The sequence below is a fragment of the Ideonella sp. genome (assembly GCF_036277275.1).
Lineage (GTDB): Bacteria > Pseudomonadota > Gammaproteobacteria > Burkholderiales > Burkholderiaceae_C > Ideonella.
This window is the reverse complement of the sequence record NZ_DASUNH010000124.1, coordinates 20,721-34,053: the sequence shown is the minus strand read 5'-3', so window position 1 is coordinate 34,053 and position 13,333 is coordinate 20,721. Positions and strand designations below refer to the sequence as shown.

Below are 13,333 nucleotides of genomic sequence, written 5' to 3'. Positions count from 1 at the left end.
ACCCAGGCGACCACATCCATCGGTTTTCTGAGGTTCCGCCTCGCATCAAACACTGCAGTAGAACCGCTCCGAGGCCAGCAGCAGGCTGGTCTCGGACTGCAGGATGCCGTCGATCAGCCGGATGCTGCCGAGCGCCGTGTTGAAGGCATCGAGCGACTCGGCCTGCAACTCGGCGACGATCCCCCAACGGCCGTTGGTCTTGTGTAGCGCGCGCACGCTGGGCTGGCCGCGCAGGGCCCGCAAGACCTCGGGGGCGCGGTTGCCGTCCACGGCGATCGTCATCAGCGCGCGCACCGGCGGGGCGGCGTCGGCTGCGGCACCGCCCAGCACCAGCGTGTAGCCGGCGATCACGCCTTCGCGCTCCAGCCGCGCGAGGCGGTTCTGCACCGTGCCGCGCGAAACGCCGGTCTTGCTGGCCAACGTGGCGATGGAATGCCGCGCGTTGTCGCGCAGCAGGCTGATCAGCGTGCGGTCGGTGTCGTCGAGCGGAACTGGCATTTCGCAAACAGCGGTTGGCGATTTGCTCAGCATAGCCAGCAAAACGATCGCTTCGCCGGCTTTTCATTGGTGGGACCGCTGGCGAGACTGCGACCGCCGAGCAACTCCATTCGCCTTTCCCGATGACCAGCCCCACCAGCCTGCAAGCCCCACGCGCCGTCGTCATGATCCGCCCGCACGCCTTTCGCGTGAACCCGCAAACGGCGGCTGACAACGCCTTCCAGAGCCTGGTCGCCGCCACCGATGCGGACCTGGCGGCGTCCGCATTCGAAGAAGTCAGCGCCGCGGCCGACCGGTTGCAGGCCGAAGGCGTGCGGGTGCACCTGTTCGACGACGACGGCCGCCACGACACGCCCGACTCGGTGTTCCCGAACAACTGGTTCTCGACCCACGTCGGCGGCCAGATTGCGGTGTATCCGATGGCGATGCCCAGCCGCCGGCGCGAGCGCCGCAGCGACGTGATCGAGCTGCTGAAGACCGAGTACCGGGTGCAGGACGTGATCGACTACTCGGGCCTGGCGCACGACGGCGTGTTCCTCGAAGGCACCGGCGCGATGGTGCTCGACCACATCGGCCGCATCGCCTACACCGCGCGCTCGAACCGGGCCGACCCGGTGGCGCTGGAGCGCTTCTGTACCCATTTCAATTTCGAGCCGATGGTGTTCGACAGCGCCGACCGCCATGGCCGGCCGGTCTACCACACCAACGTGCTGATGTGCATCGCCACCCGCTTCGCGCTGGTCGGGCTGGACCTGATGACGGACGCCCGGCGACGGGCCGAGATCTGCCAGCGCCTGGAAGACGGCGGACGCGAAGTGATCGCCCTGAGCCCGGCGCAGATCGCCGAGTTCGCGGGCAATGCGATCGAGCTGGGCACACCCCACGGGCGCCTGCTCGCGCTCTCGACCCGCGCCGCGGCCGCGCTGACCGCCAAGCAGTGCGCCGTCATCGAGCGCACGGCCCGCCTCGTCGCGCTGCCGGTGCCGACGATCGAGCAGGCCGGCGGCTCGGTGCGTTGCATGATCGCCGGCATCCATCTCACCCGCCGCTGAGCCTTTGCGCCTTGGCGGCGCGGCATCACGATGGCGCGTTGGCGCAAAGCCTTGGCGCGGCCGGGCAAGCTGGCGGCGGTGCGCCTGCCTATGCTCGCCGATTGACTGTCGAAGGGGCTGCAATTGCGACGCTGGAACGGCTGGGGCGACACGACCGTCGGCCTGGAACTGAACGAGGCCGCGCTGGGTTTTCTGGCCGAACGCGTCGGCGCCGGCCAGCCAACGGCCGACGTGGCGCTGAGCGCGGCGCTCGCGCAGGTCGACGCTCAAGCGTCGCGGTTGCCGCCGCACCCGCGTGTCAGCACCGACGCCGAGCAGCGGCTGCGCGCCAGCTTCGGCCAGAGCCTGGGTGACTGGCTGCGGCTGCGCTTCGGCCGGCTGGGCCGCATCACCGACGGCGTCGCCTGGCCCGAGAGCAACGACGAGCTGCGCGAACTGCTGGCCTGGGCCGGCACGGTCGGCGCCATCGTGATCCCCTGCGGCGGCGCCACGAGCGTGGTCGGCCACTTGACGCCGCCCGAAGGCGAGCGGCCCGTGCTGACGCTGATGCTCGGCCGCCTGCGCCGCCTGCTCGCGCTCGATCCGCAGGCCCAGCTCGCCACCTTCCAGGCCGGTGTCGCCGGGCCTGACCTCGAAGCCCAATTGCGCGCCCAAGGCTGGACACTCGGCCACTACCCACAGAGTTTCGAATACGCGACGCTCGGCGGCTGGATCGTGACCCGCTCGTCCGGCCAGCAGTCAGCGCGTTATGGCCGCATCGAGACGATGTTCGCCGGCGGCACGCTGGAGACGCCGACCGGGCCGCTGGTGATCCCGCCGTTCCCGGCCTCGGCGGCCGGGCCGGACTTGCGCGAATGGGTGCTCGGCTCCGAAGGCCGGCTCGGCGTGCTGACCGAAGCCACCGTGCGCGTGCAACGCCTGCCCGAGCGCGAGGCTTTCATCGGCGTCTTCCTGCCGAGCTGGGCCGCTGGCGAGGCGGCGGCGCGCGAGCTGGCGCAGGCGCGGCTGGGCCTGTCGATGCTGCGGCTGGCCAACCCGACCGAGACCGTCACGACGCTGGCGCTGGCCGGCCACGCCAACGCGATCGCCTGGCTCGAACGCGCGCTGCGCTGGCGCGGCTGCGGCGAGGGCAAGGTGCTGCTGATGCTGGGGCTGACCGGTGGCACCGCGCAGGTCAGCGCGATGCGCTCGCAGGCCAAGGCCATCCTGCGCCGCCACGGTGGCGTCTCGACCGGCACGCTGCTGGGCCGCAAGTGGCAAGCCAACCGTTTTCGCGGCGTCTACCTGCGCAATGCGCTGTGGGAGCGCGGCTATGCCGTCGATACGATGGAAACTGCGGTCGACTGGCCGCGCGTCGGCGCGACGATGGCGGCGATGGAGCAGGCCGGCCGCGCCGCGCTCGCGGCCTTCGGCGAACGCTGTCATGCCTACACCCATTTGTCGCATGTCTACGCGCAGGGCTCGAGCGTCTACAGCACCTTCGTCTTTCGCATCGGCGACGACTTCGACAGCGCCTGGGCGCGCTGGACGGCCCTCAAGCGCGCCGTCAGCGAGGCGGTCGTTCGCCACGGCGGCACGATCAGCCACCAGCACGGCGTCGGCAGGGACCACGCACCGTATCTGGCGGCAGAGAAAGGCGCACGCGGCCTGCGGGCCATGCAGGCGCTGGTCGACCACTTCGATCCCCACGGGCTGATGGCCAGCGGCAATCTGTTGCCGGACGTGGGTCCGGTGGCCGCGCCTGCCGCCCCGGCCGCCCCGCGTGTGCCGGCAACCTCCGATGAACCGCACTGAGGACCTCGCTGCGCTGCGCAGCGGTGACCCGTGGGACCTGCTGGTCGTTGGTGGCGGCATCGCCGGCGCCGGCGTCGCGCTCGAAGCGGCGCGCGCCGGCGCGAAGGTCGCACTGGTCGAGGCACGTGACTTCGCCGGCGGCACCTCGTCGCGCTCGTCGAAGCTGGTGCACGGCGGGCTGCGCTACCTGGGCCAGGGCCGCATCGGCCTGACGCGCGAGTCGCTGCACGAGCGCGACGCGCTGCTGGCCCAGGCCGGTGGCCTGGTACGGCCGTTGCGTTTCGTGTTGCCCGTGCGCCAGGGCGCCAAGCCGGGTCGGCGCAAGCTGGCGCTGGGCCTCGGCCTGTACGACGCGCTGGCCGGCCAGCGCACCCGGCGCTGGCACGACGCTGCCGGCGTGCTGGGCCAGGCGCCGGGCCTGGACGCACATGAGCTGCTCGGGGGCTGGTCCTACCTCGACGCGCAGGCCGACGACGCGCGGCTGGTGCTGCGGGTGTTGGCCGAGGCCCGTCGCTTGGGCGCCCGAATGCTGAACCACCTGCGGGTCGATGCGCTGCTGTGCGCCGACCGACCGACTGGGAGCGGCTCGCTCGTGCAGGGCGCTCGACTGGTCGACACGGTCAGCGGCGAAGGTTTCGACCTGCACGCCCGCTGCGTCGTCAACGCCACCGGCGTCTGGGCCGACGTGTTGCGCGGCCAGCTCGGCCACGCCCCGATGCTGCGGCCCTTGCGCGGCAGCCACCTGCTGCTGCCCGACTGGCGCCTGCCCTTGTCGCAAGCGGTGGGGCTGTTCCACCCGCTCGACCAGCGGCCGGTGTTCGCGCTGCCGTGGGAAGGCGCGACGCTGGTCGGCACCACCGACCTCGACCACCACGACGACCTGGCCCACGAGCCCGGCATCACCCGCGCCGAACTCGACTACCTGATGCAGGCGCTGCGCCACGCTTTTCCGGCACTGGCGCTCGCTGAAGCCGACGTGCGCTCGACCTGGTCCGGTGTGCGGCCGGTGGTCGGCTCCGGGCGCGATGTGGCCCCGTCGAGCGAGCCGCGCGAGCATCTGGTGCTCGACGAGCAGGGCCTGGTCACCGTCACCGGCGGCAAGCTGACGACCTTTCGCTCGACCGCGCGGCAGGTGCTGCGCTGCGCCGCGCGGCATGTGCCGGTCTTGGCAACGGCGCCCCCGGACGACACGGTCCTGGCTCCGACCTCGGCCGCCACGCCGGTTGCACTCGCTCCGCTGCCGCCCGCGCTGCGTGAGCGCTGGATCGCCCGCTTTGGTGACTTGGCGCCGGCGCTGCTGCAGACCGCCCGGCCCGGCGAACTGCGGACCATCGCCAACACCGGCATCGCCTGGGCCGAGCTGCGCTGGGCCTGCCGCCACGAAGCGGTCGTGCATCTGGACGACCTGCTGCTGCGCCGCACCCGGCTTGGCCTGCTGCTGCGCGACGGCGCGGCGGAACTGGCGGCGCAGTTGCAGCCGCTGGTGCAACAGGAGCTGGGTTGGCCTGACGAGCAGTGGCAACGCGAATGGACCCGCTACCAGGCCCTGATCGCGCGCTGCTACGCGCTGCCGCCGCGGGCCGCCGACGCCGCCGCCCTCGGGAAGCCCGCATGAACGACCCGTTGCTGCTCGCGCTGGACTGCGGCACGCAAAGCGTGCGGGCGCTGCTGATCGACCTGCACGGCCACATCCGCGGCAAGGCGCAACAGGCCTTCGACGACTACGTCAGCCGCCACGACGGCTGGCACGAGCACGACGCCGACACCTTCTGGCGGGCCGCCGCCGGCGTTTGCCGCCGCGTGCTGCGGGACCATGCGCACGAACATGCGGCCGAGCGCGTGCAGGGCATCACCGTCACGACGCAGCGCGGCACGCTGTTGCCGGTCGATGTGGCCGGCCGACCGCTGCGCCCGTTCATCACGTGGCTGGACCAGCGCCGCGCAACCCGGCTGCCGCGCATCGGCCCGTTGTGGCGCGCGGCCTTCAAGGCCGCCGGCGTTGCGCCGACGATCGACTACTTCCAGCGCGAAGCCGAGCTGAACTGGATCGCCGAGCACGAGCCGGGCGTGCTCGCCAGGACGCACAAGGTGCTGCTGGTATCGGGCTGGCTGAACTTCCGCCTGAGCGGCCGCTACGCCGATTCGGTGGCGTCGCAGGTCGGCTACCTGCCCTTCGATTTCAAGCGCCAGCAGTGGGCCGGCGAGCGTGACTGGAAATGGCAGGCGCTGACGGTCCGGCGCGACTGGATGCCCGAGCTGCTGCCGGCCGGCGAGACGATCGGCGGCCTGACGCGCGAAGCGGCCGAAGCCACCGGCTTGCGCGCCGGCCTGCCGGTCATCGCCGCCGCGGCCGACAAGGCCTGCGAGATCGTCGGCGCCGGTGCGATCGCGCCGCACATCGGCGCGTTGTCGTACGGCACCACCGCGACCATCGACGTGACCACACCGCGCTATGTCGAGGCGATGTCGTTCATCCCGCCGTACCCTGCGTTGTTGCCGGGTCAGTACAACACCGAGGTGCAGATCTTTCGCGGCTACTGGCTGGTGCGCTGGTTCAAGGACCAGTTCGGCCACCCCGAGATCGCCGAAGGCCAGGCCGCCGGCGTCAGCCCCGAGCTGCTGTTCGATCGCCTGGTGGCGCAAGTGCCGCCCGGCTCGCAAGGGTTGATGCTGCAGCCGTACTGGACGCCCGGCATCCGGCACCCCGGACCCGATGCGCGCGGCGCGGTGATCGGCTTCTCGGACGTGCACACCCGCGCGCACCTGTACCGCGCGATCCTCGAAGGGCTGGCCTACGCCCTGCGCGACGGCAAGGAGCGGATCGAAAAGCGCAGCGGCACGCGGATCACCGAGCTGCGCGTGTCCGGCGGCGGGGCGCAGTCGGACGCCGCGATGCAGCTGACCGCCGACATCTTCGGCCTGCCGGCGACGAGGCCGCACACCTTCGAGACCTCGGGCCTGGGCGCGGCGATCGCCGGCGCCGTGGGGCTCGGGCTGTACCCGGACTTCCCGAGCGCGGTCGCCGCGATGACGCGGCTGGGCCGCCGCTTCGACCCCCACCCGCAGCACCACGCGCTGTACGACGCGCTGTACCACGGCACCTACCAGCGCATGTACGGCCGGCTGGCACCGCTGTACGCGCAGCTGCGCAAGGTGCTGAAGGCGAGCGCCTGACCCACCGGCCGGTCGGGATGCCCCCGACCGGCCGGTGCGCCGCGATACGTCACACTGCGGGCCATGCCGTCCGCTGCCGCCTCGCCGCCGATCCACCTGCCGAAGCTCGAACATGCGCGGGTCGTTGGCGCCTACGCGAACACCGCCATCGAGACCGCCGCGGCGCGGGGCGCCGGCCTGGCCCGCCTGGCCGAAGCCTGCGGCGTCGCGACGCTGGCACCGTCGCCCGATCTGACGGTGCGCCAGTACATGCAGCTGCTCGACGCAGCGGCGGCGGAACTGGGCGACCCGACCTTCGGCCTGCAGGTCGGCCAGCGCATGCGCCTGGCCACCTTTGCCGGCTACGGCCTGGTGCTGTGCACCTGCCGCGACTTCCGCGCCGCCGCCGCGCAGACCTGCCGCTTCGAAGGGCTGGCCCACGACCTCGGCCGCTCCGAGATCGTCGAGCGCGACGGCGTGGCGCACTACTACTGGCATTCGCCGTGGCTGGACCAGCCCGGCGCGCGCCAGCTCAGCGAGAGCGTCGTCGCCGGCATCCGGGCCTTTGCGCACTGGCTGGCCGGCGGCGCGCTGCCGGCCAGCGAGGTGCGCTTCACCCACGACCGACCGGCCGAGGTGCCGGCCGCGGTCTACGAGCAGGCCCTCGGCGTGCCGGTGCGCTTCGGTGCGCCGGTCACCGAGCTGCGGTTTCCGTCGGCGGTGCTCGACGCGCAGATCCCGCATGCCGACACCAGCCTGTTTCCCGAGCTCGAGCGCCTGGCCGGCGAACGGCTGTTGGCGCGCGACCGCGCGTCGCAGGAGTCGCCGCTGCTGCGCCAGGTGCGCGAGCAGGTGCAGGCGCGGCTGATGCACGACCGGGCGACGCTCGGCGAAGTGGCGGCAGCGCTGGCGCTGTCCGCGCGCTCGCTGCAGCGCCGGCTCACCGAGGCCGGCGTGCCGTTCACCGCGCTGGTCGACGAGACCCGGCGCGAGCTGGCCCAGCGCTACCTGCGCGACGCCAGCCTGAGCCTGACCGAGGTCGCGTTCCTGCTCGGCTACCGCCAGCAAAGCAGCTTCAACCACGCGTTCCGGGCCTGGTTCGACTGCACGCCCGCCGCCTGGCGGGCGCAGGCCCTGCAAGCCGACACGTCGCCGGCCGCCTGAGCCGCCACGGTCGGCGCAAAGCCGGCCACAATCGCCCGACCGGCCGACCGGCCACCGCGACATCTCCTCGAGCAGCCATGCCCCAACGCGTTCTTACCGGCATCACCACCACCGGCACCCTGCACCTCGGCAACTATGTCGGCGCGATCCGTCCCTGCATCATCGCCAGCCGCGAAACCGGCGTGGAGAGCTTCTTCTTCATGGCCGACTACCACGCGCTGATCAAGTGCGACGACCCCGAGCGCATCGAACGCTCGCGACTGCAGATCGCCGCGACCTGGCTCGCGGCTGGACTCGACACCGAGCGCTCGACCTTCTACCGCCAGAGCGACATCCCCGAGATCCCCGAGCTGACCTGGCTGCTGACCTGCGTCACCTCGAAGGGCCAGATGAACCGCGCCCATGCCTACAAGGCCTCGGTCGACGCGAACCTGGCCGCCGGCGAGGACGCCGACGCCAACATCTCGATGGGGCTGTACAGCTACCCGATCCTGATGGCCGCCGACATCCTGATGTTCAACGCCCACCGCGTGCCGGTCGGCAAGGACCAGGTGCAGCACATCGAGATGGCGCGTGATGTTGCGCAGCGCTTCAACCACCTCTTCGGCCAAGGCAAGGAGTTCTTCGTGCTGCCCGAAGCCCAGGTCGACGCCGAGATGGAGCTGCTGCCGGGGCTGGACGGCCGCAAGATGAGCAAGAGCTATGACAACGTCATCCCCTTGTTCGAAGGTGGCGCGAAGGCGCTGCGCGAGGCCATTGCCCGCATCGTGACCGACTCGCGCCTGCCGGGCGAACCGAAGGACGCCGAGGGCAGTGCGCTGGTGACGATCTACGACGCCTTCGCGACATCGGCGCAACGCGCCGCCTTCCGCGCCGAGTTGCGCGGCGGCCTCGCCTGGGGCGATGCAAAGCAACGCCTGTTCGACCTGATCGACGGCGAGATCGGCCCGATGCGCGACCGCTACGACACGCTGATGGCCCACCCGGAGCGGATCGAAGAGACGCTGCAAGCCGGTGCCGCGAAAGCACGTGCCATCGCCGCGCCGCTGCTGGCCACGCTGCGCGAGGCGGTCGGCCTGCGCCGCTTCCAGCCGCTGAAAGCCGCGGCGGCCGAGGCGCCGAAGGCCAAGGCCGCGCTGCCGGTGTTCAAGCAGTACCGCGAGGCCGATGGCCGCTTTTACTTCAAATTGAGCACCCACGACGGCCGCACGCTGCTGCAAAGCGAGGGCTTTGCCGGTGGCCGCGATGCGGGCGAGTGGGTCAAGAAGCTGAAGACCGACGGCTCCGCGGTCTTGGCCGGCGCGCCGGTGGCACGGGGCGATGGTGTCGACGAACGAGAGGTGGCCGAGGCACTGGCGGCGCTGATCGCCGCCGCGGCCGAGTAAGAACAACACCGGCGCGCAGCGCTGAGCGGGAGCAAGAACACGATGTTCGAGGGACTCGTCGGGGGCTTCAAGACACTCAGCCCCTTCATCGCGCTGGTGCTGCTGTTCAGCTTCGTCTGGTGGTGGCGGCGCGACCAGGCGCTGCGCCGCGAGGTTTTCATCCGCGAGACGCCGTTGCCGCATGGGCTGTTCGAAGCGCTGCGCAAGCGCCGGCCCGACCTGGGCCTGAAGGATTGCCAGCTGGTCGCCAGCGCGCTGCGCCAGTTCTTCCTCGCCCACCTGAAGAGTGGGCGCCGCTACGTCTCGATGCCTTCGCAGGTGGCCGACGAGCTCTGGCACGAGTTCATCCTCCACACCCGCAACTACGACGAGTTCTGCCGCCGCGCGTTTGGTCGTTTCCTGCACCACACGCCGGCCGCCGCGCTGGGCGGCGCCGGCAGCGGCACCCAATCCAACGCCGGGCTGCGGCGCTGCTGGTGGTACGTCTGCAAGCTCGAGAACATCAACCCGCGCCAACCGACGCGACTGCCGCTGCTGTTCGCGCTCGACCACAAGCTCGGCATCGCCGGCGGCTTCGTCTACGCCCTCGACTGCACCAACACCCTGCGCCGCAGCGACGACGGCAGCGCCGTCGTCCATTGTGGCGCCGAGCTCGGCAGCAGCGGCGAGGGCAGCTTCGGCGACGGCGGGGGCAGCTGCGGGGGCGGCAGCGACGGTGGTTCGAGCGACGGCGGTGGATCCGGCTGCGGCGGCGGCGGCTGCGGGGGCGGCGGTGACTAGGGCCTGTGGCGTTGAAATGAGCGTGGCAACTTCCGATCTCAGCGTTACCGGCCGCTGGGTGGCCACCGGTATCCACAATTCGTGCAGGGCTGGGCCCCGGGCCCGCCGCGGCGTGATTTCGTTGACAACCGGTGCGCACCGGCGTCGAGATAATCCCGCCCCATAACAAACGTGGCGGAGCGGACACGACATCGGGCAGGGAGCGGCACGCTTTCGGCCGGGCGGGCAGTGGGCGATGGCCACCCTTGCTGTGGTGCAACCGCCGATGACCATCGACTCCTCCCCCGTTCAACTGATCTTCGCCGGCGAGGTGCTCGACGGCTTCTCGCCGGCGGACGTGAAGCAGCGCCTGGCGCAGCGCCTGAAGCTGGACGAAGCGCGGCTGCGCAGCCTGTTCTGCGGCCAGCGCGTGGTGCTCAAGCGCGGCTTGAGCGCCGAGACCGCCGCCCACTGGGTGGCGCAGTTTCGCGAGATGGGCGCGCGCCTGCACATCGTCCACACGCCCGCCGAGGCCGCGCCCGCAGCCACCCCAGCGACCGCGCCCGTCCCGATCGCGCCGGCGCCGCTGGCGCTGACCCCTTCGACCCCGGCCCCGGCGCCGATCGCGGTCAACACGCCGCCGGTCACGGAAGAGATCACCTGCCCCTCCTGCGGCGAGCGGCAACCCAAGCGCATCCTGTGCCGCGCTTGCGCCTGTGACATGCCACGCGGCATCGCCGCCCGCGAAGAAGAAGCTGCCGCCGAACGCGCGCGCCGCAACGAAGAGCGGCTGGCCCGCCGCGGCGGGCACCGCGCTGCGGTTGCCGGTGCACCGTCACGCCGCCCGTCGGGCTTCGCCGCCTCGCGTGTCGAGCGAATCGGGGCCGACGATGAGGACGCGCCGCTGTTCAGCCTGTCGTTCGACGGCCGCATCGGTCGCATGCGCAACTTCCTTGGCGGTCTGCTGATCCTGACGACCATCGTCTGGCTGGCGATCCTGGCGGCGCTGGCGCCAAGCTCCCTCACGCTGGTGCTGCTGTTGATCGGCCTGGCGTTCACGATGGTCTGGGGCATCCGGCTGACGGTGCTGCGCCTGCACGACGTAAACCGCAGCGGCTGGTGGGTGCTGTTGATGCTGGTGCCGACGCTGGGCAACCTGGCGAGCCTGGCCTTGCTGTTGTGGCCGGGCGATGGTGACGACAACGAATTCGGCCCGCCGCCGTCGCAGGACGGTTCGCTGCCGGCCATCGCCGTGCTGCTGGTGCTGTGCCTGAGCCTGGCCACGGGCTGGGAGATGGCCTGGTCGGCCGTGCAGCGGCAGGTCGCGCAGATCGAAGAAGAGGTCGACGAAGACAGCGACGCCGTCGACGACGAGGCCACGCTGCCGCCGGCCCGCGAGCTGGTACGCGCGCTGCGCAGCGACGCGGCAGTCGGCGAGTTTCATCGCTACATGGCAACGCCGGGCCACCGGGCCTTTGCCGTCTCCAATGCAGGCGCCTGGGGCTGGCACGCTGGTGCCGCGCGGCCCGACCAGGCGATCGACAGCGCGCTTGCCGACTGCGAGCGCCGCCGCAGTCCCTACACCGCCAACTGTCGCCTGGTGCATGTGAACAACCAATGGGCGATGAACTGAGGCGCTCGGTGCGCGAGTCCCCCCGTTCCTGAAGGCGACGGGGGCCGGCTCGTCGTCGGCTTGGCTTCGGCCTGCGGCGCCGAGCGGCCGAGGCCCGCGAGGCCAGGGCCTCAGAACGGATACTGCACGCGCAGTGTGAACGTTCCGCCGCGCTTGCTGTAGACGGTGCCCAGCAGATAGGCCGCCTGGTACAGCAAGGCCTTGTTCGGGCCGCCGCCCTGGCCCAGGTCGACCCGGCCGAAGAAGGCCGGGCCGGCGCGGTGCGACAGGCGGCTGTTTTCGTTCCAGTGGCGCCAGTGGCCGAGTTCGCCGAAGCCCTGCAGACCGAAGTTCATCAGCGGATGCCAGCGGTGGCGCAGCTGCCACTGGTACTTCATCTGGATCGGCTTGCCTTCCTCGGGCTCGAAGCTGCGCTCGAACAGGATGTTCGCGTTCAGCTGCATGGGGCCCCAATCGGCCTGCAGCCCCGTGGCCCATCGGCTGGTGACGCCGTCGCCGAAGCTGGGTTCGGGCCAGATGATTTCGGGCTCGGCACGGAACTTGACCGTCCAGTCGCGGAAATCGTACGCATTGACGATGTCGCGGCCCAGGTCGGCGCGGGCCGGAGCAGCGGGCAGCAGCCAGGCCAGGGTGACGGCGAGCAGGAACAGGAATCGGTGCACGGGCAGGGCTCCGGTGGCCGCATGCGGCCCCCTGCTTCGCAGTCTGCGACCCCGGCGCTGCAGACGAAGGCCGAAAAAGACACGCCATCGCCCGGCGTCTTGCCGCTACTCGAAGGGGTAACGCACACCCAGCTGTGCTCGGATGCGGTCCATCCAGCCCAGCGTCGCCAGCGTGTCGGCGTGCGGCATCACCGCGCTCTCGATGCGACCGGCGCTGGCGCAGCGCACCACCTCGTCGATCTCGCCTTCGAAACCATTGATCGCCAATGGCGCCTGCACGACCACCGGCGCTTCGCCGTCGATATGCAGCTGAGCCTCGGTCGCCTCCCAGAACACGCGCGGCACGACGATGTGGCCGCGCTGGCCGAAGATGCGCAGGCCGTTGTCGGCCGAGCCATCGAAGCCGCAGGTGAATTGCGACACCCGGCCGGCGCCGAAATCGAGCGTGGCCCAGACACGTTGGTCGACACCGCTGGGCGCCAGGCGGCCGCTGGTCTGCAGCGCCACCGGTTCCGGGCATTCGCCCAGCGCCTGCTGCAGCACCCAGCGCGTCATCGTCAGGTTGTAGACGCCCAGGTCCAGCAGCGCGCCACCGGCCAAGGCCGGGTCGTACAACCGGCTCGCTGGTTCGTAGGGCGAGTCGAAGCAGAAGCTCGATTGCAGGCCCTGCAACGGGCCGATGGCCCCTTCGACCAGCCAGGCCTTGACCGTCGCGTAGATCGGCAGGAAGCGCGTCCACACCGCCTCCATCAGGAACACGCCGCGCTCGCGCGCCAGGCCGACCAGCGGCAGCGCTTCGGCGCGGCAGGGCACCAGCGGCTTCTCGCACAGCACCGCCTTGCCGGCCAGCAGCGCATCGCGGGTCGCGCCACCGTGAAAGGCGTGCGGCGTGGCGATGTAGACGCCGTCGACGTCGGGCCGCGCCAACGCGGCGGCCAGGTCCGTGGTCGCCGGGACCGGTGGCCGGCCATCCCTCGTCCAGTGGTCGGCAAAGGCCTGGACCCGGCCGGGGTCACGCCCTTGCACCACCGCCAGGTGCATGCCCGGCAGCCCGTGCACGGCTTCGGCGAAGCGGTGAGCAATGCGGCCCGGGCCGACGATGGCCCAGCCGAACGACGAAGTGGGCGGGGTCACGTGCGAGGTGTTCATCGGCCGATTATCCAAAGCGCGGCGCGCCGGCTGCACGCGAGACACGGTCGTGCCGTGAGTGCTGCCACCGCGGCGAAAGGTTGA

At 71.2% G+C, this 13,333-nt stretch carries 11 protein-coding genes; 8 read left to right on the top strand and 3 right to left on the bottom strand.

What is annotated here, in order from left to right; all coding sequences use genetic code 11:
* Positions 1–45: 45 nt before the first annotated feature.
* A complete protein-coding gene (locus VFY73_RS20545; protein ID WP_329722275.1) occupies positions 46–498 on the bottom strand; it encodes an Lrp/AsnC family transcriptional regulator in 453 nt (150 codons plus the stop codon).
* A 122-nt stretch (positions 499–620) separates the two neighbouring features.
* Between VFY73_RS20545 and ctlX the strand changes: the two genes are divergently transcribed.
* The 8 genes from ctlX to VFY73_RS20505 all read left to right on the top strand — a co-directional run bounded on the left by ctlX (position 621) and on the right by VFY73_RS20505 (position 11,438).
* Positions 621–1,550, top strand: coding sequence for a citrulline utilization hydrolase CtlX (gene ctlX / locus VFY73_RS20540; protein WP_329722273.1), 930 nt, complete (start codon positions 621–623; stop codon positions 1,548–1,550).
* Between the two features lie 123 nt (positions 1,551–1,673).
* The gene (locus VFY73_RS20535; RefSeq protein WP_329722271.1) at positions 1,674–3,344 is read left to right on the top strand and encodes an FAD-binding oxidoreductase; all 1,671 of its coding nucleotides are present in this window, start codon (positions 1,674–1,676) and stop codon (positions 3,342–3,344) included.
* Positions 3,331–4,959: a glycerol-3-phosphate dehydrogenase/oxidase gene (locus VFY73_RS20530; RefSeq protein WP_329722269.1), complete on the top strand. Its 1,629-nt coding sequence runs from the start codon at positions 3,331–3,333 to the stop codon at positions 4,957–4,959. The genes VFY73_RS20535 and VFY73_RS20530 overlap by 14 nt, the downstream gene beginning before the upstream one ends.
* Positions 4,956–6,518, top strand: a complete 1,563-nt coding sequence (locus VFY73_RS20525) for an FGGY-family carbohydrate kinase (protein ID WP_329722267.1) — start codon at positions 4,956–4,958, stop codon at positions 6,516–6,518. Before VFY73_RS20530 ends, VFY73_RS20525 begins: the two co-directional genes overlap by 4 nt.
* 63 nt (positions 6,519–6,581) lie before the next feature.
* Entirely contained in the window at positions 6,582–7,661 is a 1,080-nt protein-coding gene (locus VFY73_RS20520; RefSeq protein WP_329722265.1) for an AraC family transcriptional regulator, read from the top strand.
* Between the two features lie 77 nt (positions 7,662–7,738).
* A complete protein-coding gene (locus VFY73_RS20515) occupies positions 7,739–9,046 on the top strand; it encodes a tryptophan--tRNA ligase (protein WP_329722263.1) in 1,308 nt (435 codons plus the stop codon).
* A 42-nt stretch (positions 9,047–9,088) separates the two neighbouring features.
* Positions 9,089–9,826 (top strand): hypothetical protein, encoded by a 738-nt coding sequence (locus VFY73_RS20510; protein ID WP_329722261.1) that lies wholly within the window; start codon positions 9,089–9,091, stop codon positions 9,824–9,826.
* A gap of 235 nt (positions 9,827–10,061) precedes the next feature.
* Positions 10,062–11,438, top strand: a complete 1,377-nt coding sequence (locus VFY73_RS20505; protein WP_329722259.1) for a DUF805 domain-containing protein — start codon at positions 10,062–10,064, stop codon at positions 11,436–11,438.
* 110 nt (positions 11,439–11,548) lie between these two features.
* On the opposite strand, the gene VFY73_RS20500 is transcribed toward VFY73_RS20505, so the two are convergent.
* Together VFY73_RS20500 and VFY73_RS20495 are read right to left on the bottom strand one after the other, a co-directional pair.
* Positions 11,549–12,100, bottom strand: a complete 552-nt coding sequence (locus VFY73_RS20500; protein WP_329722257.1) for a hypothetical protein — start codon at positions 12,098–12,100, stop codon at positions 11,549–11,551.
* A 105-nt stretch (positions 12,101–12,205) separates the two neighbouring features.
* A complete protein-coding gene (locus VFY73_RS20495) occupies positions 12,206–13,249 on the bottom strand; it encodes a Gfo/Idh/MocA family oxidoreductase (RefSeq protein WP_329722255.1) in 1,044 nt (347 codons plus the stop codon).
* Between the last annotated feature and the right edge of the window lie 84 nt (positions 13,250–13,333).

Coding starts and splice junctions, on each gene's coding strand:
- VFY73_RS20545 (WP_329722275.1), bottom strand. CDS start 498: ATGCCAGTTCCGCTCGACGACACCGACCGCACGCTGATCAGCCTGCTG.
- ctlX (WP_329722273.1), top strand. CDS start 621: ATGACCAGCCCCACCAGCCTGCAAGCCCCACGCGCCGTCGTCATGATC.
- VFY73_RS20530 (WP_329722269.1), top strand. CDS start 3,331: ATGAACCGCACTGAGGACCTCGCTGCGCTGCGCAGCGGTGACCCGTGG.
- VFY73_RS20525 (WP_329722267.1), top strand. CDS start 4,956: ATGAACGACCCGTTGCTGCTCGCGCTGGACTGCGGCACGCAAAGCGTG.
- VFY73_RS20520 (WP_329722265.1), top strand. CDS start 6,582: ATGCCGTCCGCTGCCGCCTCGCCGCCGATCCACCTGCCGAAGCTCGAA.
- VFY73_RS20515 (WP_329722263.1), top strand. CDS start 7,739: ATGCCCCAACGCGTTCTTACCGGCATCACCACCACCGGCACCCTGCAC.
- VFY73_RS20510 (WP_329722261.1), top strand. CDS start 9,089: ATGTTCGAGGGACTCGTCGGGGGCTTCAAGACACTCAGCCCCTTCATC.
- VFY73_RS20505 (WP_329722259.1), top strand. CDS start 10,062: ATGGCCACCCTTGCTGTGGTGCAACCGCCGATGACCATCGACTCCTCC.
- VFY73_RS20495 (WP_329722255.1), bottom strand. CDS start 13,249: ATGAACACCTCGCACGTGACCCCGCCCACTTCGTCGTTCGGCTGGGCC.